This is a genomic window from Polaromonas sp., from assembly GCF_041689105.1.
GTDB lineage: Bacteria > Pseudomonadota > Gammaproteobacteria > Burkholderiales > Burkholderiaceae_C > Polaromonas.
On the sequence record NZ_JBDNGU010000001.1, the window covers coordinates 1 to 24215 of the forward strand.

Genomic DNA, 24215 nt, shown 5'->3' on the forward strand with positions numbered 1-24215 from the left:
CGGCCGTATTCACGCGAGACCGCTGCCTTCCCGCTGGCCACCCTCAAGCAAGTCAAGTACTGGCCGCCCGTGGGCCGGGTCGACAACGTCTATGGCGACCGCAACCTGTTCTGCAGCTGCGTGCCGGTCAGCGACTACGCCTGAGAACCCGTCCGCGCTGCTTGTGGCAGACCGACGCGGACGCAGGACGCTCTCTCTTTGATAGCAACTGATGCCCGTCAATAAAGGGCTGAGCGGTTATTTCGTCATGTCAAGCTACACCGCACCGGCATGCGGGGCCATGGCCGCCACTGTGGGCATGACCTGCTTCATGACACTATGATAAATCGCTCATGAATGAACAAGTCAACAAATTCTCCGAGCTGATGGTCGTCCTGCTGACGAGCTACGGCATGAACGTCCTGGGCGCCATCGTCACACTCATCGCTGGTTTTGTGGTGGCCGGCTGGTTGTCCAGCCTGACCGACCGCGCCATGCGCAAGGCCGACAAGATCGATTCCGTCTTCCACCCCCTGCCAGGAAAAGTCGTGCGGCTGGCGGTGATGGCCTTCACGCTGATCGCCGTGCTCAACCGTTTTGGCGTGGAAACCACCAGCCTGATCGCATTGCTGGGCGCCGCAGGCCTGGCCGTCGGCCTGGCACTGCAGGGCACGCTCAGCAACGTGGCTGCCGGCGTGATGATCCTGGTCTTCAGGCCATTCAAGATCGGGGACGCGGTCAAGCTGGGCGGCGACGTGTACCTGATTGACGCGCTGGGCTTTTTTGTCTGCAAGGCCCATCTTCCGGACGGCCCCACCGCCTTTTTGCCGAATTCAAAAATCTGGGGCGAGACCATCATCAACCTGTCGGTGACCGACAAGGACATTCGCCGCATCGACGAGAGTTACGGCATCGGCTACGGCGACGACATCAATGCCGCCCTGGCGATCCTGCGCAAAATTGCGGCCGACGAGCCACGTGTGCTCAACGATCCGGAACCGCTGATCAAGGTCGACAGCCTGGGCGACAGCTCGGTCAACATCCTTTTCCGTGTCTGGACGGCCAGAGCAGACTGGTGGGGCACCAAGCTTGATCTGGTACAGCGCTGCAAGGAAGCGCTTGAAGCGGGCGGCATCAGCATCCCCTTCCCGCAGCGGGACGTGCATCTGTACCCGCAGGCCGCGCCGGTCAAACCCGGGCTCTGACAGCTTTTCAACGCAGCAAGCCGTAGACCAGCATCAGGCCGGTTCCGGTCAGCAGCGCCGGCACCAGGCGCCCGCCAGGCTTGATCAGCATCACGCCCAGGCTGACGATACCTATCAATACCCTGACCGTCACCGGCACCGTGGCCAGCGCGCCCGTGGGCATCACGATCAGCCGGACCGTCAGGGCCGCGATCATCGAATAGGTGACGGCCGACAGCCATTTGAAAATTTCGCTATTTTGGTTGATGTGGCCGGACAGCAGCACGCCGCCCGCCCGGCACACATAGGTACCGACCGAAGCCAGCAGCAAGGCACCGGCGGTGTGCCAGCCATCCAGATTCGGGATCATGGTCGGCCCTCTGTAGCACCGGGGCGCGACCGCAAGCGCTGCCAGCCATAGGCCAGGCTGCCACCCACCAGACCGGCAGCCAGCAGGCTGGTTGCGCTGTCGAGCAGAAAAAACGCTGGCCCCAGACAGCCGCCCAGCAGAATCGCGAGCCGGTTGGCCGGCAGCTTGACCTCGGTGAAAGTCAGCAGAAAAAACAGCGGATTGATCCAGACCAGAGCCAGCGTGACCGCCATCGGCACCTCGCCCGCAATGACATAACCCAGGGCCGTGGCCGGCACCGACAGCAGCCAGCAAGGCAGGCCAAAGCCGACAAAATAGCTGCTGCGATGTTCGGGCGCCATCGATGGGAATTCGCGCATGGCCACGGTCCAGGCGGTCATGGCCAGCACATGCACCGAGGCATACAGACCGGGCTTGCGGTCGTCACGGTGTAATTGTGGAAACAGCGTCACGGCCATGGTCACAAAACGCGAGGAGGTGAGCGACACCGCAATGCCAATCGACAGCAGCGAAGCCCCGGACACCAGCATTTCAAACAGCACGATCTGGCCGGGCAAGGCAAAGATAAAAAAGGTGGTGGCGGTGGTAAACGGCAGGCCCAGGCCATAGATGTTGCCGGCCGCGCCAAAGCCGAGCATGCCGGCAATCAACACCAGCACAGGGGCCCGAACCGCATCCTTGACGCCCTGACGAAAAGCCGCTTTGCGGCTGTCGAAGCGGCTTGCAGGAGGGTGGGGGTTGATGTCTGTACTTGTCATTTGTTCTGAGGGAGCGCGTTGCACCCCTCGAGCCAGATCACCTGGCCGGAGCGTCATGGTAACGGCAAAATAGCGGCAACAACGTCCATGTGACGACCGCCCGCTGGCGAACGCTTGAGGCGAGCCCGGTCCGCAGGCTGTGAAGCACGCGACACGTGTGCGTGCTGATGCTGAGTACGATAGGCGCCACCGCTTGCCAGATAGAACCCCATGACCCCATTGATTGATATTGAATTCGGCCTCATCACCGACCTGATTCGCGCGCATGCACAGCAGGCACCTTCCCGGCGCGCGCTGGTCCAGGGCGAGCGCCAGATGGACTACGCAGCGCTCGACGCCCTGATGGATCGCACGGCGTGTGCGCTGCAGCGCGACGGCATAGGCCCCGGCGACGCCATCGCCATCTGCGCAGGCATGTCGATGGACTACACCGCCGTCTTCCTGGGTGCCCTGCGGGCGGGTGTCACGGTAGCGCCGCTGGCCCCGGGCTCGGGCGCGAGCAGCCTGCAGCGCATGCTTCAGGACGCGCAGGCAAAACTCGTGTTCACCGACGCACACGGCAACGAGGCCATGGGGCCCGCCAGCACCGATGCCGGGGCGCCTGCGCGTATCGCCATGGACAACACAGCGGTTGGCCGCACGCTCGACAGCTGGCTGGCACAAGCTGGAGCAGAAGCCGGACCAGAATCCAGACAAGCCCCCGCACCCGTGGCCGTGCAGCCTGACTGGCCATTCAACATCATCTATTCATCGGGGACCACCGGTGAGCCCAAGGGCATCGTGCAATCCCACGGCATGCGCTGGACCCACGTGCGCCGCGCAACCAGCTACCACTACAGCGGCAGCACGGTCACCCTGCTCTCCACACCGCTGTATTCCAACACCACCCTGGTGGTTTTGTTTCCCACGCTCAGCAGTGGTGGCACGGTTGTCTTGATGCCGAAGTTCGACGTGGCGGGCTACCTGGCACTGGCCCAAAGCCACCGCGTCACGCACACCATGCTGGTGCCCGTGCAATACCAGCGGCTGATGGCGCATCCGGGCTTTGACGGGTTCGACCTGTCGAGTTTTCTGGTGAAGTTTTCTACCAGCGCACCTTTCGGCGCGGCGCTCAAAGCCGACGTACTCAAGCGCTGGCCGGGCGCCCTGGTGGAGTTTTACGGCATGACCGAAGGCGGTGGCACCTGCATTCTGGAGGCCCATGCCCACCCTGACAAATTGCACACCGTCGGGCAACCGGCAGAGGGCCACGATATCCGCCTGATTGATGACAACGGCGTCGAGGCAGCCGCCGGGGAGTCGGGTGAAGTGGTGGGCCATTCGGGCGGCATGATGACGGGCTACCACGGCCAGCCCGACAAGACCCGCGACGCCGAATGGTTTGACCCGCAGGGCAAACGGTTTATCCGCACCGGCGATATTGGCCGCTTCGACGCCGATGGTTTTCTGACGCTGTTTGACCGCAAAAAAGACATGTTGATCTCGGGCGGCTTCAATGTCTACCCCAGCGATCTGGAGGCTATTTTGCGCAATCACCCCTGTGTGCAGGAAGCTGCGGTGGTGGGCGTGCCCTCGGAAAAATGGGGTGAGACGCCGGCCGCCTTTGTGGTGCGCCACCCGCAGCAAACGTTGTCCGCAGACCAACTGCTGGAATGGGTCAACAGCCAGGTGGGCAAGAACCAGCGCCTCGGTCATCTGCAATGGATTGACGAGTTGCCGCGCAGCGCCATTGGCAAGGTCCTCAAACGCGAGCTGCGTGACGGCTTTCAGTCGGACGCCAAGCAGCCCTGAGCCCGACGCATGGAGCCGCAGACACTGGTCATCATCGCCGGCGCCATCGCTGCAGGTTTTGTGCAGGGCCTGTCGGGTTTTGGTTTCGGACTGGTCGCCATGTCCTTCTGGGCCTGGACGATTGACCCGCGTCTGGCAGCCGCCATGGCGGTGTTTGGCGCCCTGACCGGGCAGATCATTGCCGCCGTCACCGTGCGCCGTGGTTTTGACCTCAAGACATTGGCACCGTTTGTCGTCGGCGGTCTGCTCGGCCTGCCGGTCGGGCTGTGGCTGCTGCCACGGCTGGACGTGCTGATGTTCAAGGCGATGCTCGGTGTGCTGCTGGCCTTTTGGTGCCCGGCGATGCTGTTCAGTTCGAAGTTGCCACACATCACACGCGGCGGACGTGTCGCTGATGGCCTGATAGGCGCAGGCGGCGGCGTGATGGGCGCACTGGGCGGTTTTACCGGCGTGTTACCCACGCTCTGGTGTACCTTGCGCGGCATGAACAAAGACGCCCAGCGCGCCATCATTCAGAACTTCAACCTTGCCCTGCTGGCGGTCACCTTTGCCAGCTACATCGCCACCGGCGTCATCACCAGCGCCACCCTGCCCTGGTTCGCCATCGTCGCACCGGCCATGCTGATTCCGTCGCTGCTCGGTGCGCGCCTGTACATCGGCATCAGCGAAGCGACTTTTCGCAAGGTGGTGCTGAGTCTTCTGACGGGGACAGGGGTGGCCTTGCTGGTTTCGTCGGTGCCGGGGTTGTTGCGGCGGATGGGGTGAGGCGCTGGGTCATTTCCACTCATCTCCTCCATTTGAAGGATGGTCACAGGGCAAACTGACGCCTAGAATGGTTTGGTGTTTGGTGGCAATTTGATTGAACTGATACCCAACCACAATGACCAAAAAAACATTACATAACAAAGACTTGGCTCTGGATTTTGTGTCCAGATTAATCCGCAGGTGCCGAGTTATACCGCAGTTCCTGCGGTATACATTGCGTTGCCTCAGAAAGACAGCCGTGAGCACTCTCTTGTTCCTTGTAGTCGCGTTGGTTGTGTACGCAGTATGCGCGAAGGGCTTTGCGTTCATCTGGGGGCGTATGGCGCTGTCGTGGGCCCATGCCTTTGTTCTTGCCGTCCTATACGCCGTAGTTTCCATCGGCTTCGAACTGTCCCCGCTTTCGTCTGTCGCTATCGGAAGTACGTCAGCGAGCACTCTGTTGCTCGTGCCGATTGTTCCGGCCGTTGGCTCCTGGTACCTACGAGGAAAGCTGAAGCTAAAGAATGGCGAAAGCGCTGGCGTTGGCGCTCGCATAGGAATAACGCTCACACCACTGCTGCTTGTGGCTTTGGTCGGAGTGGTTCTTGTACTGATACAAGGGAGCAATAAGTGAACCGATTCATGCTACGACGCACACCACCGAGGACTGCGATGCAGGCGCATTCGCTCGCCCCGTACGTGGAGATCTTGATATCCGCTGGTGAAACGTCGCTGAGCGCCAGTCTCATGACCGAGAAGGAAGTCGATGAAGCAATCGACGGACTTGTCGAGCAGCTCCAGCAGCTGCGACAGCGAGCAAAGGCGGAGCTGAAGTGAGGCATAACAGGTCCGTCAATACGGACGCCCAAGGAGGTCTGCGGCTCCGAGTCCCTGGTCGCCGGTTACGTCCTGCGCTGAGGCTGTAAAAAAACCTCCTTATCCTGATTGGGCGGAAATGATATGAAAAGTCGATCTCATAGAATGGCCTACAGCGCGCGATCGTCGATGTCGGAAGGGGTCAAGTACCCCCGAAAGTTGCCCGCAAAGGCAGTCACCGACATTTTTTTACAGCCTCGTTAGGTCTCACTGAAATGCGCATAGTGGATCTTCTACATCTCCTTGACCCGGCCGTTGTTCCAGAAGGGACGAAAGTGCATCTGGCCTCGTGGAACGGGACAGAAAATCCGTTGGACGTCTATCTTTCGGGTGACTTCTACGAATGGCAACGGTGGCAGACTCGCCGGAATTTTGAGCGCCGTTTGGTTGTTTCCCTGATTGCCTTGCCGGAAACGGATCAGTGGCTGTTTGCCGGCGTCCATCTTTCTCGAGGCTGCGAAGCACGCGAAGGCGGCGACTACTACTACCAACTTCAAGAACTACCTTCGTGCTCAGAGCTGAACGGCCGCCTAGTTGCACACTTCAAGCGTCCTAGTCGCCAGTCATATCTGAAAGCTGAAAATTGGAAAGACCTGATCGTGCTGTCGCATGTCCTTCCAAAGCAAATGACTATTGTTCAATTCCCTGGTTTCAAGTCCGTTGACTTAGCGAAGTCTGAACTAGAAGTGATCGTTAAACAGAACCTGGAGTCCTGGCGTACTGCTTTGTCGAGCGTCGCTGGCGTCTATCTCATTTCGGATATCGCCTCGGGTAAGCTCTACGTCGGCAGCGCAACTGGCGAAGGCGGGATTTGGCAACGGTGGTGCCAGTACTCGGTCGGCCATGGCGGGAATGTCGAACTAAAAGCACTTTTTGATGAGCACGGCCCAGATTGGGCAAAAGGCTTTCGTTTTTCCGTGCTGGAAATAGCAGATACACACGCAAGCAATGACGAGATTCTGATGAGAGAAAACCATTGGAAGAGGATTCTTCTTTCGCGTGCGCATGGGTTCAATGCCAATTGATCATGTGTGATGATGCCGAACCATTCGGTGCAGCGGACACCCGCAAGCGGGTGCCGCTGACCGACACGTTGAACAGCACAGCCCAACTATCAGCGACTCACTCCGCTCTGAAAGCACCCATGCAAAACGCACTCATCGGAAAACGCGTCTTGATCACCCAGGCCACAGAGTTCATGGGGCCAATACTTTGCACTGTTTTTGAAGAGCAAGGCGCACATGTGGTTCGCAGTGACCATTCCTTGCATGACGCCGCGTCCGTCAATGCCGTTACCGCGGATGCCGGTGCCATTGATGTACTGGTCGCCAATCTCGCTATCCTCGCACCCAGCACAGCGGCCACCGAGGTCGAAGAAAGTGAATGGACCAGCGTCTTCGCTGCGCTGGTTGACCCACTCCCGCGACTCATCAAGGCGGCCGTGCCCGGCATGATCAGCCGGGGCGGCGGCAAGATTCTGGTCATAGGCAGCGCTTCGGCGCTTCGCGGGATGAAGCGGGCTTCAACCTACAGTGCAGCCCGTGGGGCGCAGCTGGCCTACACACAAGCCGTGGGCGTCGAACTTGCACCACAGAACATCCAGGTCAATGCCATCGCCCAGAACTTCGTGGACAACCCGACCTACTTCCCGGCGGAGGTTCAAGCCAACCCACGGTTCCAGGAGCGCATAAAACGCGAAGTCCCTCTGGGTCGCCTGGTAGGCGCGCGAGAAGATGCATTGTTTGCTGCTTACCTCTGCAGCAGCGCAGCAAACTGCTTCGTAGGCCAGGTCTTTCCGGTTTGCGGCGGTTGGGTCACGCGCTGAAGAATAAACGTAGCTACAATAATAGTAATGAAGCTGACATTTGACCCATCGAAAGATGCAGCGAACATGGCAAAACATGGCGTGTCGCTGGGGACAGCGGATGAACTGGAATGGGACACGCTGGAATGCAAGCCCGACACCCGCCACGCGTACGGCGAGCCGCGCCACTATGAAACCATCAATCAAAACCCGTAGCGGGCGCGTGCTGTCAATGCCAACGCCCGTAGAAGATGCCGCAATCAATGCCGGTATCGCCCAGGACCCTGACACCTACGAACTAGCGGCTGCTGAATTCAAGCAATTGCGACGTGGCCGCCCAACGGGTAGCGGCACAAAAGTGCAAGTGACTTTGCGCATTGATGAGGAGGTGGTGGAGAAATTCAAAGCGTCCGGGGCTGGCTGGCAAACCCGCATCAACGATGCCTTGAAAAGCTGGGTACAACACAACGCATGATTCGGTTTTTCGCCAGCGGGTCCGACCTTGAAGCCCGGGCGACAGGGGCACATCCTCCGGCATGCCCACGGGGTCCATCTTCATGCGCCAGTGACTCAAGTTGCATGGTTCCCGGATCGGGCCTGCCCCGGACCTGATCCGGGGTCCGGGATGACAAGCGAGGGCTCAGAGGGTTGAACCGCCATCGAGCTTTGCGCTCAACCCCTGCAACCACCCCATCGCCTCTGCCAACTCCCGCTCAATGATCTCGTGCTGGCTCGGGTACTCGGCGTAGGTCAATTCAATCGGTAGCGTCGTCACCAGGTCCCGGATGACATGCGCGGCGGTCAGCGGAATCACCTGGTCGTGGGTGCCGTGGCTGAGCCAGAGTTGTTTGCCTTGCAGTTCCTCGGCCGGCGCCACCAAGGGCAGCACCTGTTGCAACAGCCGGCTGTGCATCACCATCGCGGCGTGCATCAGCTTGGGTTGCGTGAGCAGCAGCGACAGCGACATGATGCCGCCCTGGCTGAAGCCGCCGACCACCACGCGTTCGGACGGGATGCCCAGCTGCTCGGCCGCTGCGGCCAGTGTTTCTGCCACGACTTTTCGGCTGGCGGCTTCCTGGGCTTCGTTGATGCTGCGTTCGCCCTGCGCATCAACGCTAAAGGCGAACCAGCCGTAGGCCGATGGCCCCATGGCGTACGGCGCGCGCAGGCTGATGACGTGAAAGTTTTTGGGCACATAGGACGCCAGGCCGAACAGGTCCTGCTCGTTGCTGCCGACGCCGTGCATCAGCACCAGCAACCAGGGTGCGGCGACGGACGGGTCGGCGGGGCGGTGCAGAAAGGAAAGGGGAAGGTCAGGCATAGCAAAGGGCTCCGGTCACGAAGCCTTCATTATCGGCACAGGCAACCGCTATGCTTTTGATAGCTAATTACGCCCGTTCCATAAGGGCTGGAGCCCTAAAACATCATGAACTTCGGCTGAAACGGCTTATTCGCTGACTTTTCCGCGCGAACTCTTGATCTCCGAGCGCTGACTTTTGCCCGCCAGCCGCCGCTGCTTGGAGCCATAGGTCGGTTTGGTGGCGCGCCGTGCTTTCTGCGGCACCGACACACCATCAATCACCTGCTGCAGACGCGCCAGCGCATCGGCACGGTTCATCTCCTGCGTGCGGTGTTGCTGCGCTTTCAATACAAAAACGCCCTCCTGCGTGATGCGGCTGTCGCTCAGGCACAGCAAGCGCTCGCGAATTTCCTCGGGCAGCGACGAGGCCATGATGTCGAAGCGCAGGTGAATCGCGCTGGACACCTTGTTGACGTTTTGCCCGCCCGCGCCCTGCGCCCGGATAGCGCTGAACTCGACCTCGCGCTCGTCTACGGGAAACTTGGGCAAGGTGGCCATGGTTGGGCCGGGGTGCCGGGTCAGGCCATGCCGGCCAGCGCGTCAATGGCCAGCGCATAACCCTTGACGCCAAAGCCTGCCATCACAGCTCTGGCCACCGGCGAGATGTAGGAGTGGTGGCGAAAAGCCTCACGCGCATGCACGTTGCTGATGTGCAGCTCGATCAGCGTCACGCCCGCACCCTTGATGGCGTCATGCAGCGCGACGCTGGTGTGGGTGTAGGCGCCCGCGTTGAGCACCACGCCGGCCAGCGTGCCGGCGGCTTGGGCGCGCCCTGCCTCCTGGATGGCGTCGACCAGCACGCCCTCGTGGTTGCTCTGGCGAAAGTCGAGCTTGAAACCATGCGTCGCGCAGGCCTGGGTGCACAGCGCCTCGACGTCGGCCAGCGTTTGCGAGCCGTACACGGCGGGCTCACGCGTGCCCAGCAGGTTGAGGTTGGGACCGTTGAGGACGAGAACTGTTTTCATGGGCTCAGGCTTTTGGTGGACGGGCTGCCATTATCCGGCCTGCTTGGTGCCATCGAGAAATGGCTGCAGCAGGCGCACAAAGGCCTCGGGTTGCTCGACCGCGCTCAGGTGCGCCGCGTCAATCGTGCGCAGTTGTGCGCCGGTGATGCTGTTGGCGATCGCCTGCGACATCGCGACAGGCGTGGCTTCGTCCAGCGTGCCGCCTATGACCAGCGCGGGGCAGGCGATGCGGCTGTTGCTGCTGCGAAAGTCGATGGCCGCCACAGCGCCGCAACTGGCGGCATAAGCTGCGGCATCACACTGCTCCAGCCGCGCGCGCAGCGTGGCAACTTCTTTGGCGCCGCCGCCGGCTTCGTCCGCCCGAAAGCCCGGCGTGAACCAGCGCTGCATGGCGCCGTCGGCAATGGCGGCCACGCCTTTGGCCAGCACGGTATCAACGCGGGCCTGCCACATGACGCGGGCCGCGTCGTCGTACCAGGCGGCCGCGTTGGCGATGGTGATGCTTTGCACCAGCGCCGGGTGCCGCACAGCCAGCGCCTGCGCCGTCATGCCGCCCAGGCTCAGGCCGACAAAATGCACCGGGCCCTTTGATTGCGCGCGGATCAGCTCGGCGGCATCGTCGGCAAACATCTCGATGGTGTAGGGCCCCGCAGGCGCTTCGGACTGGCCGTGGCCGCGGTGGTCGTAACGCAGCACGGTGGAGTGGTTGGCCAGCAAGGCCGCCACGCCGTCCCACATGCCGAAGTCGCAGCCGAGTGCGTGGCTGAGCACCACCACAGGCCCCTGCCCTTGCCGGGTCCAGTTCAAGACGGTCTGGCTCATGCTTTTAGCCCTGGTGCGGCCAGCAGGCCTTTTTCACGCAGGATCTCGCCGGCCACCGAAAACGCGTGGTTGGCGGCCGGCACGCCGCAATAAATCGCAGCCTGCAAGATCACTTCCTTGATGTCTTCGGGGCTCAAGCGCGACTCGGGCGGGCCGTCCAGGCCGGCGCGCACATGCATCGCAAATTCTTCATACGCCTTCAGCGCGATCAGGGTCGACAGCACCATCAGGCGGCGCGTCTTGTCGCCAAGGGCCGGGCGGCCCCAGATGTCGTTCCACGCATAACGCGTGATCAGGTCCTGGAACTCGCCGTTGAACTCGTTGCTGCTGGCTTGTGATTTGTCCACCCACGCGTCACCCAGTACCCGGCGGCGGTTGACCATGCCCTTGTCGTGATCGCTTGTGCTCATGTTTGTCCTTCTTGTCGATGTGCCGGTGGTTTTCGGGCTTTCAACGCTTTAACGCGCCCAGCGCCGCCAACTGGTTGTTGATTTGTGCCTGCGCGAGTTCACCGGCCTGCGCGGCCAGCGCCATGCTGAACCATTCGTCCGCAGCGTCCGCCGGCAGCTCAGCCCGCAGGGTGTCGATGTTGGCGCGCATGCGCGGTGTGTTGACCTGCAGTCCCGCCAGCGCCTCGGCCATCGCATGGGCCGATCCATGTACGGCGGCCAGCAGGCCCGGCCACTCGGCCAGTTCGGCCTGCCAGTTGCCCAGCGCGCGTTCGTGCTCTTGCGGCATGGCGGCCAGCAGGGCCGCCACGCGCTGCGGCGCACGCTGCGCGGCGGCCAGCGCCACCATACACGCGACGGGGTTGCGCTTGTGCGGCATCGCGGACGAGCCGCCACGACCTGCGCCGGAGGGCTCGGCCACCTCGCCGACTTCGTACTGGCCCATCAGGGCGATGTCTTTGGCGACCTTGCCCAGGCTGCCCGCCAGCAGGCCCAGCTCGCAACCGAGCGCCAGCCATTCGTCGCGCTGGGTGTGCCAGGCGGCGTCGGGCGCCTGCAGCGCCAGCGCCGCCGCCATGAGGCCAACCACTTCCGGCCCCTTGCCCTTCATCTGCGCCAGCGTGCCGACAGCGCCGCCCAGTTGCAGGCGCAGCGCACGGCCAGAGGCCACATCGATGCGCTGCAGGCTGCGCACCAGCGGCGCGGCCCAGCCGGCGCATTTCAGCCCGAAACTGGTGACAGACGCCGGCTGCATCAGCGTGCGGGCCAGCACCGGGGCGCCGGCGTGTTGCTGCGCCAGCGCCAGCAGTGCCGTGGCCGCCTTGTACACATTGGCTTCAATCAGCCGCAGAACGCGGCGCGTTACCAGCACCAGCGCGGTGTCGATCACGTCCTGGGAGGTCGCGCCGAGATGGACAAAACCGGCGGCCTCCTTGCTGGAGCGGGCGACGGTTTCCTTCAGGCTTTGAACCAGCGGAACGGCCAGCGTGCCGGCCACTGCGCTGTCACGCACGATGGCTGCAGTGTCGAACAGCTCCACCTTGCAGGCCGCCGCGATGGCCGTGGCTGCGGCCTCCGGGATCAGGCCGGCCCGGGCCTGCGCGCGGGCCAGTGCGGCCTCGACGTCCAGCATGGCCTGCAGAAAGCTGCGCTCGCCGAAAGCTTCCAGAGCCTCGGGCGTGGACAGAAAGCCTTCAAAAATGCTGCTCATGCGGTGCACGCTTTCCGTGAATGGGTGAACTGGCCATTTTATGGGCCAAGCGGGCGCTGCACGGTGCACGCACCGCGCTACGTTTTTGATAGCTGCTTGCGCTTGTCCCAAAAGGGCTGGAGGCTGATTTGACCTTTAACCTTGCGGACAGCGAAGCCGGGCCGAATCACGCACAATCTTGGCACCCCATGCAAACCCGTCACTTCCTGCAACTGATTGCCCTGTCCGCGCTGTGGGGCGGCTCGTTCCCGCTGCTGCGCATTGCCAGCCCCGCGCTGGGGCCGTTGCTGCTGGCCGGGCTGCGCTGCGTGCTGGCCGCTGCGGTGCTGGCCCTGCTGATGAAGGGGCTGCGCCAGAAATGGCCGGCACGCGAGGCCTGGCCGAAGCTGGCCGTGCTGAGTCTGCTCACTGTGGTTGCGCCTTTTGTGCTGTTCAGCTGGGCGGCGCTGGTGATCCCGGCTGGCTATTCGGCGGTGCTCAACGCCACCGCGCCGTTGTTCGGCGTGCTGGGCGCCGCCGCCATGGGCGAAGAACGCCTCAGCGGCCGCCGCCTGCTGGGCTGCGCGGTGGGGTTTGCCGGCGTGGCGCTGCTGGTGCAGCTCGGCCCGGTGGCCGTCACCACGCCGGTACTGCTGGCCGCATTGGCCTGCACCGGCGCCGCAGCCGGTTACGGCGTTGGCGCCATCCTGATGAAACGCGCCACGCTGAAACACGACGCCCTGCCTGCCTCGGCGGTGGTGCACGTGGCAGCCACACTCATCCTGCTCATCCCGGCAGGCGCTGGCGTTCCGTCGGCCCACTTCAGCACCGGGGCCTTGATATCCGTGGCGGTGCTGGGGCTGTTTACGTCCGGCTTGATGTACTGGATCAGCATGCGTTTGATGCGCGAGATCCCGGCCAGCGCCGCTACGTCGGCGGCCTTCATGATCCCGTTGTTCGGTGTGGCCTGGGGTGGTATTTTTCTGGGCGAACCTGTGACCTGGGGCATGGCGCCGGGCTGTGTGCTGGTGCTGGCGGCCACCGCGCTGATCACCGGCTTCAACCCGTTCAGGCAGGCAGATCGCGGCTAACTCGTCTGTCATTGCGGGCCTGACCCGCCATCCATGCCTCGTGGCCTTGCGGTGGTGGCAGATGCGACATGGATCCCGGCACGCGTCCGGGGTGACCACTTTCATTTGCTATCAAATCAAGAGCTGTGAATGCACGCCAGTCAAGGGCTACAGGCATGAAGTGCTTGAAACTCAGGCGATGGCGGCGTCCAGCCGGCGCTGCAGACGCCACGCCCGCCACGCGCAAAAGGTGGCCAACGCGCCCGCCGCCGCACACGCCCAGTACACACTCACCAGCCCGAAGACCGAGCTGAGCAAGCCGCCAGCCAGGCCGCCCAGCACACCAGCCAGCCCATAAGCCAGCACCACGTACAGCGCCTGGCCGCGCCCGCGCAACCGGCCGGGAAAGTGATGCGAAAGCAGCGCGATGCAAACCGTGTGGTGGGTGGCAAAGGTCAGCGCGTGCAGCATCTGGGCAAACACCAGCACCGCCAGCACGCCTGCAAAAGTGGCCGTCAGCCCCATGCGCAAGGTCATGGCTGCGGCGCACAGCACCAGCCAGCCCGTGAGGCTGAGCTTGGGCAGCCATCGGCCCTGGGTGTAAAACCAGCCGATCTCGACCACCACCGACACCGCCCACAGAATGCCGATCATGGCCTTGCTGTAGCCGATGCTGTCCAGGTAGAGCGAGAAGAACACGTAAATGCCGATGTGCGCCAGCACATGAAAAAACGCCGCCGCAAAAAACCACTGCACCGCGCGCTGGCGCAGCACCGGCAGCACCGGCACCTTTTCTTCGTGGGCGGGGACCGACTCTTTCAGGTCCGGCAGGCACCAGACGCTGACGGCCACGGCCAGCAGCGACACAAAAGTCCAGCCCGGGAAATGTTTCATTCCAAAAAACTCGAACCAGGCACCGGCGGCAAACACCGTGACCAGGAAACCCAGCGACCCCCACAGCCGCACCCGGCCGTAGCGCCGCGCATCGAAGGCGCCGCCCTGGCTGATCAAATGCGCCATCGCGGCTTCGCTCATCGGCATCATGGCGCTGGTGTGCGTGAACATCACCAGCAGCACCGCCGTCAGCCACCAGATGCCGTAGGGCGAGCCGAAGTCCATCCCCAGCCCGAGCGAGGCCAGCAGCGCCACCGTCGCGCCATAACGCAGCAGCTTGACGCGTTCACCCGTGTGGTCGCTCAGCGCGCCCCAGCCGTAGGGGGCAAACAGCCGCGTCGCGGCCTGCACCGAGACGAGCAGACTGATCGCCAGGATGCTGAAGCCCAGCTCCTTGAGCCAGAGCGGCAAGTAGGGATTAAAAAACCCGATGTGGGCAAAGTAGCTGGCCGACAGCGCTGCAAACGGAACCAGCTGGCGACGCGAGACCGCCGACGCAGCCTCAGACATGGGTCAAGCCGAACCCTTGATGGCCTGCATCGGCGACACCACGTCGCCGCACTGCGCGCGCTGGCGCAGCGCATGTTCCATGACGACCAGCGCCAGCATGGCTTCCGCAATCGGCGTGGCGCGTATGCCCACGCAGGGGTCGTGCCGGCCCTTGGTGACGACCGAGGTCGTCTCGCCCGCCATGTTGACCGACTCGCGCGGCGTGATGATGGAGCTGGTCGGCTTGATCGCAATCGACACCTCCAGGTACTGCCCGGTGCTGATGCCGCCCAGCACACCGCCGGCGTTGTTCGACTTGAAGCCTTCGGGCGAGAGCGAGTCGCCGTGCGTGGTGCCGCGCTGGGTGACGCTGGCAAAACCGGCGCCGATTTCGACACCCTTGACGGCGTTGATGCCCATCATGGCAAAGGCAATGTCGGCATCGAGCTTGTCAAACAGCGGCTCACCCAGGCCCACCGGCATGCCGGTGGCGGTGATACGGATTCGTGCGCCGCAGGAGTCCCCTGCCTTGCGCAGCCCGTCCATATAAGTTTCCAGCGCGGACACATCGGCCACGGGTGCGAAAAACGGGTTGTTCGGCACATGGTCCCAGGACTCGAAGGCCATCGCCATGTCGCCGATCTGCGTCATGCAGCCGCGGAATGTAGTGCCGTATTTCTCGAGCAGCCACTTCTTGGCCACCGCCCCCGCCGCCACCATGGGCGCCGTCAGCCGCGCCGACGCCCTGCCGCCGCCGCGCGGGTCGCGGATGCCGTACTTCTGCAAATAGCTGTAGTCCGCATGGCCGGGCCGGAAGGTGTTGAGGATGTCGCCGTAGTCCTTGCTGCGCTGGTCGGTGTTTTTGATCAGCAGGCAGATCGGCGTGCCTGTGGTTTTGCCTTCGTACACGCCGGACAGGATCTCGACCGCGTCCAGCTCGTTGCGCTGCGTCACATGGCGGCTGGTGCCAGGGCGGCGCCGGTCCAGGTCGCCCTGGATGTCCGCCTCGCAAAGCGCCATGCCGGGCGGGCAGCCGTCAATCACACAGCCAATGGCCGGGCCGTGGGATTCACCAAAGTTGGTGACTGCGAAAAGGGTGCCGAAGGTGTTGCCGCTCATGGGGGGATTATCCCTGATGGGTTCGGGCCGCAACCATGCGGCGCGCAGAAAGCCAACTGCAGCTCAGGCGATGCTTGGCGTCCGTGTTGGACCCATCAAGCCACCAAGCGCCGCTCAGCGGCGCCAGGTCGCCCAGGTATCCAGAAAATCAGCGGACAGAGACGCCTGCACGTCCGGTGCTTTCAGTTACGGCCAACGCCCCACTCCCTTCAAGACAATCCCCCGCCACTTTAGACTGGTATTTTCCCGAATATGAACTGAGTGGTAATTTGTTACACTACCCATTCATGATTAGTCTGGACGCGTTCAAAACGTGATCACTGAAGTCATGATTGGGGAAGAGCCGCAAGACTCTTTGTATTAACCGGTCATGCATTTTCAGGAGACACGCATGATATTTCGTTCAATTAAATCGAGGTTTGCCGTCATCTCGGCGGTTGGCGCTTCGTTAGCCTTCACAACAAACCAAGCCTTCGCTGCTGGATCAGCTGTTTTAAAACCAGATGATTTTGTCGGCATCAGTTTCTGGCTTATCTCCATGGCGCTCATCGCGTCCACAGTGTTCTTCTTTTTGGAGCGCGACAGGGTGTCGGCCAAATGGAAGACATCACTCACGGTTTCTGGCCTGGTCACGTTGGTCGCAGCTGTGCACTACTTTTACATGCGAGAAGTTTGGGTCACAACGGGCGCATCGCCCACTGTGTTTCGCTACATTGACTGGCTGATCACGGTTCCGCTGTTGATGATCGAGTTCTACCTGATACTTTCAGCGATTGCCAAGGTGCCCGCAGGCGTTTTTTGGCGCTTGATGGTGGGCACACTGGTCATGCTGGTGGGCGGCTACCTGGGTGAGGCAGGTTATCTCAACGTCTGGCTTGGCTTCGGTATCGGTATGGCTGGCTGGGCATACATTCTGTATGAGATTTTTGCGGGCGAGGCCAGCAAAATCAACGCACAGCAGGCTCCTGCGTCGGTTCAATCTGCATTCAACCTCATGCGTTGGATTGTCACAATCGGCTGGGCCATTTACCCGATTGGTTACTTCGCTGGTTATTTGATGGGTTCTGATCCGGCCAAGAGCGCCAATATGTTGAACATCATCTACAACCTGGCCGATGTGTTGAACAAGATCGCCTTCGGCCTGATTATTTGGCAAGTCGCTGTCTCGGAAACTGAAAGCGCCAAGAAATAACTGGCGTGCCAACGTCCTTCACGGGTCTGGCGAAAACGCCGGGCCTGTGAAGGCGCTTATTCATTTGGCGGGCAATCCACTTTGCCCTCTAATCAAGATTGCTTTTATATGCAATTGCAGACCGCAACCCAACAAGCGCCAGAGCACGACGCGATCAAATACTTGTTGGACATGGTTGAGACCAGGATGATCGCGGCTGTAGGTGCCAACACCGCAAACGTTTCCCTGAATTCGGCCTCTGCCCGGGACGCGGCGAGTTACCACCTGCGTGTAGGCGGCCAAAGGGTGCGCGCCAGGTTAGCGCTCCATGCAGGCCTGGCGCTTGGCATCAGTCGCGCTGACGCAGTCACCATTGCAGCAGCGGTAGAGCTGCTGCACAACGCGTCATTGGTGCATGATGATATTCAGGACCATGACCACCTGCGGCGTGGCCACCAGGCAGTGTGGGTTCAATACGGGGTGAACACTGCGATTTGCACGGGGGATTTGCTGTTGTCGGCAGCCTACGCCGCGCTTTGCAAGCTGGAAGATTCGCGCGCACTGCCTGCGATGGTTTTACTCGTTCACGAGCGGACAGCCACGGCGATCGACGGCCAGTGCGCTGACCTGATGGCGAGCGCAGAGATCGAGGGCGACATTGCCTCGGCCACCAGGCGTTACCAACAGATTGCTATTGCAAAGTCTGGTGCTTTGCTGTGCCTGCCTATCGAGTTGGCTCTTCTGGCCAGTGGCCAGGCCCGCTATTTGACTGACGCCAGGCATGCGGTTGAGGCCTTCTCCATCGGCTATCAGATCGTTGACGATTTGAATGACCTGCAAAGTGACACGGGGGCTGATTCTGCCTCCAGTGCGTTCAACATCGTCTCCATTTACCAGGCCTCAGGCTCTACAGATGAATCCATAGCAGCCGCAAAGAAAATAGGGCAGGAGCGCCTTGACGCGGCCATCGAATCTGCGGCACGCCTGCCCTGTGAGGCCGGCGCGTGTTTGATCGACTACGCCTGCCGTCTTCGCCAGCTCCTGGTCGAGCAACATGAGAGGTAGGGGTCGGCGATGATTAACCGATTGAATACTGATGCCTTTCCCGACTCTGGTCGTCATGGGAGCGTTACCCAGGCAAGTCATACAGCCATTGTTGTGGGCGCCGGGTTTGGTGGACTTGCAACAGCACTGCGTCTGGCTGCACGCGGTGTGCAAACCACGGTCGTAGACCGCTTGGCCGGCCCCGGCGGTCGGGCTGTGGAGTTTGTTCACAACCACACAGGTCATCAATTCCGATATGACGCTGGCCCCACAGTGCTGACCGCGCCCATTTTGTTTGAAGAGCTGTTTGCCTTGTTTGGTGAACGGCTGGCCGACCATGTGGACTTGCTGCCTGTGACTCCGTGGTATCAGATGCGTTTTTCCGATGGCACACAATTTAACTACGGCGGCACGACCGAACAAATTCAGGCCGAGATAGGGCGGTTTTCTCATCGGGATGCAGAGGCTTACCCGGCTTACCTGGCACATTCAGAAAAGCTGTTCGAAAAAGGCTATGAAGAGCTGGGCACCCAGGCATTTTTGGGCTGGGGTTCCATGCTGAAAGCCTTGCCCGCCATGATGCGCTTGCGGGCTGATCGGTCGGTCTATGACGTTACTGCCAGGTTTTTTAAAGACGACCGCATTCGCCGCGCCTTCAGCATTCAGCCCTTGCTGGTGGGCGGCAATCCGTTTGACACCACCAGTATTTACAGCCTGATTCACTACCTTGAGCGCAAATGGGGGGTGTGGTTTGTGCGCGGCGGGATGGCGCGTATGGTCGATGCGCTGGTGGCTTTGGGTACACGCCATGGCGTGCAATTTATCTGGAATGCTGATGTAGCGACTATTGACGTAAAAAATGGTCAGGCCAGCGGCCTGACTTTGCAGGACGGCACCAAGTTACAAGCGAACACGGTGGTGTGCAATGCAGACCCCGGCTATGTGCTGGGTCACCTGTTGCCGCCACCGTACCGCAAGCCAGACATTACCAAACGCAAACAGTATTCCATGGGCTTGTTTGTCTGGTATTTCAGCACCAACAAACAATACCCGGACGTACCCCACCACACCATCCTGTTTGGCAAAACTTACCGCGAGGTGTTGCATAAAATATTTGACACCCGCCAGCTACCTGACGATCTGAGCATTTACCTGCACCGCCCTGGCGCTACCGACCCCGCATGCGCCCCCGCTGGCCACGACAGCTTTTATGCACTGGTACCCGTACCCAACTTGTCTGCAGATATTGACTGGTCCAGTGTTGCAGAACCTTTCAAGGCCAGTTTGCAAGCCGACTTGCAGGAGCGTATCCTGCCAGGGCTAAGCCAACACATTGTGGATGAATCGCACGTGACGCCGCAATACTTTTCGCAAGAGCTCATGTCGCCTTGGGGCTCTGGGTTTTCCATCACGCCCACACTCATGCAGTCGGCGGGTTTTCGCTTTCCCAATCGCTCGCCAGATATTGCCAATTTGTACTTCTGCGGTGCAGGCACGCACCCGGGTGCGGGCGTGCCAGGCGTGGTGACTTCTGCCAAAGTGGTCGAGCGTTTGATGTTTGGAGCCGTGGCATGAGTCTTCACCTGACAAGCCCGCAGCGCGCCATCACAGCGCAGCAAGTGGTGAATGCGCAGGCTGTGATGGACGCACACGCCCGGTCCTTTTCATGGGCGGCGCGATTTTTATTGCCTGAGGCCAGGCGGGACGCAGCGCAACTCTACGCGTTTGCCCGATTGGCCGATGATTTGGCCGACGAAGAGGCACTGGGTGAATGGGCCGATCGCATGGCGCAATTGCAGGCATTGGAAAGCAGTGCGCTCAACCCTGATACGGGCATCGAGCTGGGGCATCAAGTTGGCAAGATGCTGCTTTCAAAAGGTGTCAGCGCGGCGGTGATTCGTAATTTCATGGACTGTTTGAGTCAGGACGCCAACCCACGCCGCATCCAGACGACAGAAGAACTTTTGCAGTTTGCCTACGGCGCTGCGGGTACTGTCGGGCAAATGATGTGCCCCATTTTGGGCGCTGCCAGCAAAGCACAACCCTACGCGACGGCGTTGGGTGTGGGGATGCAGCTCACCAATATTGCGCGCGACGTGGTGGAAGACGCAGCGCGGGGCCGTTGCTACATCCCGGCACAATGGGGTGTTAGCGCCGAGGCTTTACACGCACCACACAGCCCAGCACAAGCAGCGCAAAGCTTTACGGCCATCCAGAAGCTGCTGAATCTGGCAGACGACTTTTATGCCTACTCGCAACAAGGCTTTGATCACATACCTGCTGGCAACCGCCGGGCCATCCGCATTGCAGCAGCCTTGTACCGGGGCATCGGGCAAAAAATTCTGGGCTTGGGTGCTGCCCACTATTGGCGCGGCAGAACATCGCTTGGGCGATTTGAAAAAATAAAATTAATCGTTGCCTGCTACACAGGTGCAAACAAATTTCCCAGCACAGCGGTAAGGGATGTGGTGGGCAATGACTTGAAACACCTGGCGCTGATTCCGGGGTTCCCGGCCAGCGTTTGATGCGCTACTCATGTCATTTGACATCGTCATTGTCGGTGGAGGCCTGAGCGGTTTAGCGCTGGCGGCCGAACTGGCGCAAGCTGAGTTTTCAAAGCTGCGGGTGTTGGTGCTGGAGCAACGTCAAAGCTACGTGCGCGACCGTACGTGGAGTTATTGGAAAACGCCACGAAGCCCAGCACACCGCTATAGCCACCTGGAGCGCCAGCAATGGACGCAATGGCGCGTGCGGCAAGGTGAGCGCCTTCAGCAGCAGGGGTCTCCCAAGGCCAACAATGCTGGTAAAGCAGCTTGTTATTGCACACTCGATAGCGACGTTTTCTATTCAAGTGCACTGCATGCCATCTCGCAAAGCGGTCATGTTCAATTGCGCCTGGGCACATCGGTACGACAAATAGCAGGTGGAGACACGCCAAGCGTAGAAACCAGCGACGGCGAGGTGATACGCGCCGGGTGGGTATTTGACGCACGCCCGCCAAGGCACAACAACACAAGCCGCTTGGTGCAGCAATTTGTGGGTTACGAGATAAAAACGGACCGTGATGTATTCGACCCCGCAGCGGTTGAGTTGATGCATTTCCATCCCAGCGCCGCAGGCCTGCACTTTTTTTATGTATTGCCTTACAGCCCGCGCAACGCCCTGGTTGAGACCACCTGGATTTCTCCCGCATCCCATCAGCCAGACTTTGCCGCCGAGTTGCAGCAATTTATAACAAGCGCCGTTGGTTCGGCGGCCTATGAGGTGGTCTACCAGGAAAAAGGCTCGCTCAACCTGAGCCTGAACCACACTGCGCCGGACAATGCATTGCATGTAGCGCCTTTGGGGCGCGGGGCCGGAACCTTGCGCGCGTCAACCGGGTACGCTTTTTTAGAGACGCTGGAGCACGTCGAGAAAATAGCCATGTCCCTTGAAAGCCACGCCAGCAGGGACGAACTAAAAACGTGGGTACCCACGGCATTCAAGCGCCGGGCCCTGGATGCGTGGATGGACGAGGTATTTTTGAAAGTGCTGGAACGCGACTGGCGCAAAAGTCCGTGGTACTTTATGCAATTGTTTGAGCGGCTTGATCCAGACACCATGGTCGCATTTTTAAGCGGTAAAGCCAATTGGCGGCAACGGCTGTTGGTAGCTGGCGCTCTGCCAACCTTGCCTTTTGCGGCGCAGGCGCTGTCCGCATGGATTGACCGCGCGCCAGTAGTCCTGGGAGCGCGTCGCTGATGCCGGGGCGACTATTTTTCAGGCAGCCATTTACTTGGGTCACGCTGGCAACGCTAGCCATGCTTTCCGTACTGGCTTTAGCCACGCTACGTTACCTCGACCAAAGCTTTGCGCAAGCTGGGCTATGGCTTTTTGCAGGCCTGACTTTAACGACCGGCTTCTTCCATGGCGCTCTCGATATCGTACTGCTGCAGCGCCAGTTTGCCGGCGCACGCCGCCTGGCAGGCGCTGCCATTTTGTATATCGCAGCGGCTGTGCTGCTGGCGATGCTGTGTTTGCAAAGCGGCTGGCTGATGGTGCTGATACTGCTGCTCATGTCGGTTTGGCATTTCGGCGAGCCGTATGGGCGTTGGGCGAGAAGTGCCTGGGCACAGGGCGCATGGGTGCATCGCGTCATTGCGGGTGGCGCGCCCGTGATGCTGCCCGCACTGATCTCAGCTCAAGCGCTGCAAGCTGTTCTGCCGATCGCTGTTGGCCCGGACGCGGCATGGGCGTGGACGATCTGGCAAACGTTGGCGTGGCTCTGGGTAGGCCTGTGCGGAGTGGGACTGGCCGTGTTGCGTCAACGGCTGTTCAGCAAACCACTTTGGGCAGAAGTCGCCGTCGTTTTTGTACTCAATCTGGCTCTGTCGCCGCTCATGGCTTTCTCAATTTACTTTGGCGTGCTTCATTCAGCTGCGCACATTTTCAGGATTGCCACCAGGCACCGTCACGGCGCGGCCATCGGGCAGGCAAATGTCCGCTATCGCACGCTCAATCAGCGAAGCGGTGTAGCCATCGTTGTCACCAGCCTGGCTACTTTGGTGCTGATGCTTGTGTTGGCCTGGTACTTGCCGCTTGCGCCTGTCGCTGCCAGTGAAGACCACCGCCTGCTCACGTGGCTGCTTGTGGCTCTGACAGCTGTCACCCTGCCCCATCTGGTGCTGGTCAGCCGCAACGCGCATTGGCTGACGGCCCAATCGTCTGCGAACCCGCTCTAGTCCTGTGCGCCCTGGGTGTCGTCTCCCGCGAATCGGGGTTGCAACGTGCCCCGGAGGCATCTGACATGCGGGGGATATGTCGCTTCGGGCCGTCCTATCCGGGCGCTTGATGCAAAAAATTGCGCAGCTGCCAGCGCCATCCCGCCAAAACTTGGAACACTTCCTGCTTGCTGCACTGCACCATCCTCTTGATGCGCAGACACACTGAAAGAAGGAGCACCCCATGCTGGACCGCACCACGACCACCTTCTCGCACGTCAAACCCGGCGACACGCCCTTTGTGTCGGGCGGCTTGCGTGACTTCTTTCTTTACCGTGACCTGGGCATCGCCGAGGCAACGCACGGAAAAGTGATCGCGCACCTGGTCAAGGCCAACATGGCACCGGAAACGGGCACAGGGTGGCACCGTCATGCGGCGGATTTCCAGATTGTGTACATGCTCAAAGGCTGGGCGCGCTTCATGTACGAAGACCAGGAAACCCTGGTCGAGGCCGGCGACGTGGTGCACCAGCGTCCGGGCATCAAGCACTTTCTGTTCGACTACTCGCCAGACATGGAGTACCTGGAGATTGTCTCGCCGGCGGATTTCACGTCAATTGACGTGGAGCCGGTCTGCGAGATTCCAGCCCCAACGCCCTGGAAATAGCTGAAGAGTTGTCATGCCGGACCTGATCCGGCATCCATGTTTGTTGGCTGCCAGCTTCGTTCACAGCGTATTGGCTGGCTAGCAAGCCGGGGGTAGCCCGGCTTGTTGGCAAGCAACCAAAGCACAAGTCATCAAACACGGACCCGGATCGGTCCGGGATGACAGGCAGAGAAGTCTGGGTTTTGGGGACGAACCAGCCAGTGGAGGCTGACCTCGCCAAGGTCAAAGCTTGGTCTCTGGCGTCTCGTCTTCTTCAGAAGGCCAGTCGCGAATATAGGCCTTGAGCATCTTGTTCTCGAAGTTCTGTCCGTCAACCACCGCCTTGGCCACGTCGTAGAACGAAATCACGCCTTCGAGCACCTTTTTATTGAGCACCGGCATGTAGCGCGCATGGCGCCCCAGCATCATGCGGCGGACCTCGTCGATCTCGGTGTCGGGGGTGCAGGTCAGCGGCGCGTCGTCCATGGCGGTGCGCACCTGCGTGCCGCCGATCTCGCCGCCATTTTTGACGATACACAGGATGACCTCGCGGAAAGTCAGCATGCCGACCAGGTCGCCATGCTCCATGACGACGAGCGAGCCGATGTCTTTTTCCGCCATGATCTGGGTCGCTTTGGCCAGCGGCTCGTCAGGCTGGACGGTGTACAGGGTGTTGCCTTTGACGCGCAGGATATCTAGGACTTTCATGGGGCGCTCCTCTGGAATTTTTCTCGGCAGTCTGAAGGTTTTCCCCGGGTGCCGCCCGGCGGGACATTCAGTCCAAATATAGC

General features: G+C 60.9%; 27 protein-coding genes. 16 read left to right on the plus strand and 11 right to left on the minus strand.

Going from position 1 to position 24215, the window contains the following annotated elements:
* Positions 1 to 332: 332 nt before the first annotated feature.
* Complete coding sequence (locus ACESMT_RS00005) at positions 333 to 1184, plus strand: mechanosensitive ion channel family protein (protein WP_372824010.1); 852 nt, start codon at positions 333 to 335, stop codon at positions 1182 to 1184.
* Between the two features lie 7 nt (positions 1185 to 1191).
* On the opposite strand, the gene ACESMT_RS00010 is transcribed toward ACESMT_RS00005, so the two are convergent.
* Both ACESMT_RS00010 and ACESMT_RS00015 read right to left on the minus strand, forming a co-directional pair.
* Positions 1192 to 1533 (minus strand): AzlD domain-containing protein, encoded by a 342-nt coding sequence (locus tag ACESMT_RS00010; RefSeq protein ID WP_372824012.1) that lies wholly within the window; start codon positions 1531 to 1533, stop codon positions 1192 to 1194.
* Positions 1530 to 2291: an AzlC family ABC transporter permease gene (locus tag ACESMT_RS00015; RefSeq protein WP_372824014.1), complete on the minus strand. Its 762-nt coding sequence runs from the start codon at positions 2289 to 2291 to the stop codon at positions 1530 to 1532. Before ACESMT_RS00015 ends, ACESMT_RS00010 begins: the two co-directional genes overlap by 4 nt.
* 210 nt (positions 2292 to 2501) lie before the next feature.
* Between ACESMT_RS00015 and ACESMT_RS00020 the strand changes: the two genes are divergently transcribed.
* The 7 genes from ACESMT_RS00020 (at position 2502) to ACESMT_RS00050 (ending at position 7981) form a co-directional block, all read left to right on the plus strand.
* Positions 2502 to 4082 (plus strand): AMP-binding protein, encoded by a 1581-nt coding sequence (locus ACESMT_RS00020; protein ID WP_372824016.1) that lies wholly within the window; start codon positions 2502 to 2504, stop codon positions 4080 to 4082.
* Positions 4083 to 4091: 9 nt separating this feature from the next.
* The gene (locus tag ACESMT_RS00025) at positions 4092 to 4847 is read left to right on the plus strand and encodes a sulfite exporter TauE/SafE family protein (protein ID WP_372824018.1); all 756 of its coding nucleotides are present in this window, start codon (positions 4092 to 4094) and stop codon (positions 4845 to 4847) included.
* A gap of 651 nt (positions 4848 to 5498) precedes the next feature.
* Positions 5499 to 5663, plus strand: coding sequence for a hypothetical protein (locus ACESMT_RS00030; protein WP_372824020.1), 165 nt, complete (start codon positions 5499 to 5501; stop codon positions 5661 to 5663).
* 254 nt (positions 5664 to 5917) lie between these two features.
* Entirely contained in the window at positions 5918 to 6727 is an 810-nt protein-coding gene (locus ACESMT_RS00035) for a GIY-YIG nuclease family protein (RefSeq protein WP_372824022.1), read from the plus strand.
* A gap of 119 nt (positions 6728 to 6846) precedes the next feature.
* Positions 6847 to 7527 carry an SDR family oxidoreductase gene (locus ACESMT_RS00040; RefSeq protein ID WP_372824024.1) on the plus strand — a complete coding sequence of 227 codons (681 nt, stop codon included), beginning with the start codon at positions 6847 to 6849 and terminating at the stop codon, positions 7525 to 7527.
* A gap of 27 nt (positions 7528 to 7554) precedes the next feature.
* Positions 7555 to 7722, plus strand: a complete 168-nt coding sequence (locus tag ACESMT_RS00045; RefSeq protein ID WP_372824026.1) for a hypothetical protein — start codon at positions 7555 to 7557, stop codon at positions 7720 to 7722.
* Entirely contained in the window at positions 7697 to 7981 is a 285-nt protein-coding gene (locus tag ACESMT_RS00050; protein ID WP_372824028.1) for a BrnA antitoxin family protein, read from the plus strand. Before ACESMT_RS00045 ends, ACESMT_RS00050 begins: the two co-directional genes overlap by 26 nt.
* Positions 7982 to 8146: 165 nt before the next feature.
* Here ACESMT_RS00050 and ACESMT_RS00055 read toward each other — a convergent pair whose 3' ends face one another.
* From ACESMT_RS00055 to pcaB, 6 genes are all read right to left on the minus strand, one after another.
* Positions 8147 to 8827 (minus strand): alpha/beta hydrolase, encoded by a 681-nt coding sequence (locus tag ACESMT_RS00055; RefSeq protein ID WP_372824030.1) that lies wholly within the window; start codon positions 8825 to 8827, stop codon positions 8147 to 8149.
* A gap of 126 nt (positions 8828 to 8953) precedes the next feature.
* Positions 8954 to 9364, minus strand: coding sequence for an alternative ribosome rescue aminoacyl-tRNA hydrolase ArfB (arfB, locus tag ACESMT_RS00060; protein ID WP_372824032.1), 411 nt, complete (start codon positions 9362 to 9364; stop codon positions 8954 to 8956).
* A gap of 20 nt (positions 9365 to 9384) precedes the next feature.
* Entirely contained in the window at positions 9385 to 9831 is a 447-nt protein-coding gene (aroQ, locus tag ACESMT_RS00065; protein WP_372824034.1) for a type II 3-dehydroquinate dehydratase, read from the minus strand.
* A 30-nt stretch (positions 9832 to 9861) separates the two neighbouring features.
* Positions 9862 to 10653 (minus strand): alpha/beta fold hydrolase, encoded by a 792-nt coding sequence (locus ACESMT_RS00070; RefSeq protein ID WP_372824036.1) that lies wholly within the window; start codon positions 10651 to 10653, stop codon positions 9862 to 9864.
* Positions 10650 to 11063 carry a carboxymuconolactone decarboxylase family protein gene (locus tag ACESMT_RS00075; protein ID WP_372824038.1) on the minus strand — a complete coding sequence of 138 codons (414 nt, stop codon included), beginning with the start codon at positions 11061 to 11063 and terminating at the stop codon, positions 10650 to 10652. Before ACESMT_RS00075 ends, ACESMT_RS00070 begins: the two co-directional genes overlap by 4 nt.
* Before the next feature lie 40 nt (positions 11064 to 11103).
* Positions 11104 to 12312, minus strand: a complete 1209-nt coding sequence (pcaB, locus tag ACESMT_RS00080; RefSeq protein WP_372824040.1) for a 3-carboxy-cis,cis-muconate cycloisomerase — start codon at positions 12310 to 12312, stop codon at positions 11104 to 11106.
* A 188-nt stretch (positions 12313 to 12500) separates the two neighbouring features.
* Here pcaB and ACESMT_RS00085 point away from each other — a divergent pair, with 188 nt between their 5' ends.
* Entirely contained in the window at positions 12501 to 13382 is an 882-nt protein-coding gene (locus ACESMT_RS00085; protein ID WP_372824042.1) for a DMT family transporter, read from the plus strand.
* Between the two features lie 171 nt (positions 13383 to 13553).
* On the opposite strand, the gene ACESMT_RS00090 is transcribed toward ACESMT_RS00085, so the two are convergent.
* Positions 13554 to 14765, minus strand: coding sequence for an MFS transporter (locus ACESMT_RS00090; RefSeq protein ID WP_372824044.1), 1212 nt, complete (start codon positions 14763 to 14765; stop codon positions 13554 to 13556).
* Between the two features lie 3 nt (positions 14766 to 14768).
* A complete protein-coding gene (aroC, locus tag ACESMT_RS00095; protein ID WP_372824046.1) occupies positions 14769 to 15863 on the minus strand; it encodes a chorismate synthase in 1095 nt (364 codons plus the stop codon).
* Between the two features lie 391 nt (positions 15864 to 16254).
* Here aroC and ACESMT_RS00100 point away from each other — a divergent pair, with 391 nt between their 5' ends.
* From ACESMT_RS00100 to ACESMT_RS00130, 7 genes are all read left to right on the plus strand, one after another.
* Positions 16255 to 17055, plus strand: coding sequence for a bacteriorhodopsin-like (locus ACESMT_RS00100; RefSeq protein ID WP_372824048.1), 801 nt, complete (start codon positions 16255 to 16257; stop codon positions 17053 to 17055).
* 108 nt (positions 17056 to 17163) lie between these two features.
* On the plus strand, positions 17164 to 18099 hold the full coding sequence (locus tag ACESMT_RS00105; RefSeq protein WP_372824049.1) for a polyprenyl synthetase family protein: 936 nt from the start codon (positions 17164 to 17166) through the stop codon (positions 18097 to 18099).
* A gap of 9 nt (positions 18100 to 18108) precedes the next feature.
* Positions 18109 to 19653 (plus strand): phytoene desaturase family protein, encoded by a 1545-nt coding sequence (gene crtI, locus ACESMT_RS00110; RefSeq protein ID WP_372824051.1) that lies wholly within the window; start codon positions 18109 to 18111, stop codon positions 19651 to 19653.
* Between the two features lie 65 nt (positions 19654 to 19718).
* On the plus strand, positions 19719 to 20603 hold the full coding sequence (locus ACESMT_RS00115; RefSeq protein WP_372824053.1) for a phytoene/squalene synthase family protein: 885 nt from the start codon (positions 19719 to 19721) through the stop codon (positions 20601 to 20603).
* A 10-nt stretch (positions 20604 to 20613) separates the two neighbouring features.
* Complete coding sequence (locus ACESMT_RS00120) at positions 20614 to 21819, plus strand: lycopene cyclase family protein (RefSeq protein WP_372824055.1); 1206 nt, start codon at positions 20614 to 20616, stop codon at positions 21817 to 21819.
* Between the two features lie 59 nt (positions 21820 to 21878).
* A complete protein-coding gene (locus ACESMT_RS00125) occupies positions 21879 to 22799 on the plus strand; it encodes a beta-carotene 15,15'-dioxygenase, Brp/Blh family (protein ID WP_372824057.1) in 921 nt (306 codons plus the stop codon).
* Positions 22800 to 23022: 223 nt separating this feature from the next.
* A complete protein-coding gene (locus tag ACESMT_RS00130) occupies positions 23023 to 23445 on the plus strand; it encodes a cupin domain-containing protein (protein ID WP_372824059.1) in 423 nt (140 codons plus the stop codon).
* Positions 23446 to 23667: 222 nt separating this feature from the next.
* Here the strand turns inward: ACESMT_RS00130 and ACESMT_RS00135 are convergent, their stop codons facing one another.
* Positions 23668 to 24132 (minus strand): CBS domain-containing protein, encoded by a 465-nt coding sequence (locus ACESMT_RS00135; RefSeq protein ID WP_372824061.1) that lies wholly within the window; start codon positions 24130 to 24132, stop codon positions 23668 to 23670.
* Positions 24133 to 24215: the final 83 nt, after the last annotated feature.

Coding starts and splice junctions, on each gene's coding strand:
- ACESMT_RS00130 (WP_372824059.1), top strand. CDS start 23,023: ATGCTGGACCGCACCACGACCACCTTCTCGCACGTCAAACCCGGCGAC.
- ACESMT_RS00070 (WP_372824036.1), bottom strand. CDS start 10,653: ATGAGCCAGACCGTCTTGAACTGGACCCGGCAAGGGCAGGGGCCTGTG.
- aroC (WP_372824046.1), bottom strand. CDS start 15,863: ATGAGCGGCAACACCTTCGGCACCCTTTTCGCAGTCACCAACTTTGGT.
- ACESMT_RS00055 (WP_372824030.1), bottom strand. CDS start 8,827: ATGCCTGACCTTCCCCTTTCCTTTCTGCACCGCCCCGCCGACCCGTCC.
- crtI (WP_372824051.1), top strand. CDS start 18,109: ATGATTAACCGATTGAATACTGATGCCTTTCCCGACTCTGGTCGTCAT.
- ACESMT_RS00075 (WP_372824038.1), bottom strand. CDS start 11,063: ATGAGCACAAGCGATCACGACAAGGGCATGGTCAACCGCCGCCGGGTA.
- ACESMT_RS00085 (WP_372824042.1), top strand. CDS start 12,501: ATGCAAACCCGTCACTTCCTGCAACTGATTGCCCTGTCCGCGCTGTGG.
- ACESMT_RS00040 (WP_372824024.1), top strand. CDS start 6,847: ATGCAAAACGCACTCATCGGAAAACGCGTCTTGATCACCCAGGCCACA.
- ACESMT_RS00010 (WP_372824012.1), bottom strand. CDS start 1,533: ATGATCCCGAATCTGGATGGCTGGCACACCGCCGGTGCCTTGCTGCTG.
- ACESMT_RS00120 (WP_372824055.1), top strand. CDS start 20,614: ATGTCATTTGACATCGTCATTGTCGGTGGAGGCCTGAGCGGTTTAGCG.
- ACESMT_RS00050 (WP_372824028.1), top strand. CDS start 7,697: ATGAAACCATCAATCAAAACCCGTAGCGGGCGCGTGCTGTCAATGCCA.
- ACESMT_RS00100 (WP_372824048.1), top strand. CDS start 16,255: ATGATATTTCGTTCAATTAAATCGAGGTTTGCCGTCATCTCGGCGGTT.
- ACESMT_RS00045 (WP_372824026.1), top strand. CDS start 7,555: ATGAAGCTGACATTTGACCCATCGAAAGATGCAGCGAACATGGCAAAA.
- ACESMT_RS00005 (WP_372824010.1), top strand. CDS start 333: ATGAATGAACAAGTCAACAAATTCTCCGAGCTGATGGTCGTCCTGCTG.
- ACESMT_RS00030 (WP_372824020.1), top strand. CDS start 5,499: ATGCAGGCGCATTCGCTCGCCCCGTACGTGGAGATCTTGATATCCGCT.
- ACESMT_RS00105 (WP_372824049.1), top strand. CDS start 17,164: ATGCAATTGCAGACCGCAACCCAACAAGCGCCAGAGCACGACGCGATC.
- ACESMT_RS00015 (WP_372824014.1), bottom strand. CDS start 2,291: ATGACAAGTACAGACATCAACCCCCACCCTCCTGCAAGCCGCTTCGAC.
- ACESMT_RS00090 (WP_372824044.1), bottom strand. CDS start 14,765: ATGTCTGAGGCTGCGTCGGCGGTCTCGCGTCGCCAGCTGGTTCCGTTT.
- ACESMT_RS00125 (WP_372824057.1), top strand. CDS start 21,879: ATGCTTTCCGTACTGGCTTTAGCCACGCTACGTTACCTCGACCAAAGC.
- ACESMT_RS00035 (WP_372824022.1), top strand. CDS start 5,918: ATGCGCATAGTGGATCTTCTACATCTCCTTGACCCGGCCGTTGTTCCA.
- ACESMT_RS00115 (WP_372824053.1), top strand. CDS start 19,719: ATGGACGCACACGCCCGGTCCTTTTCATGGGCGGCGCGATTTTTATTG.
- aroQ (WP_372824034.1), bottom strand. CDS start 9,831: ATGAAAACAGTTCTCGTCCTCAACGGTCCCAACCTCAACCTGCTGGGC.
- ACESMT_RS00025 (WP_372824018.1), top strand. CDS start 4,092: ATGGAGCCGCAGACACTGGTCATCATCGCCGGCGCCATCGCTGCAGGT.
- ACESMT_RS00135 (WP_372824061.1), bottom strand. CDS start 24,132: ATGAAAGTCCTAGATATCCTGCGCGTCAAAGGCAACACCCTGTACACC.
- arfB (WP_372824032.1), bottom strand. CDS start 9,364: ATGGCCACCTTGCCCAAGTTTCCCGTAGACGAGCGCGAGGTCGAGTTC.
- ACESMT_RS00020 (WP_372824016.1), top strand. CDS start 2,502: ATGACCCCATTGATTGATATTGAATTCGGCCTCATCACCGACCTGATT.
- pcaB (WP_372824040.1), bottom strand. CDS start 12,312: ATGAGCAGCATTTTTGAAGGCTTTCTGTCCACGCCCGAGGCTCTGGAA.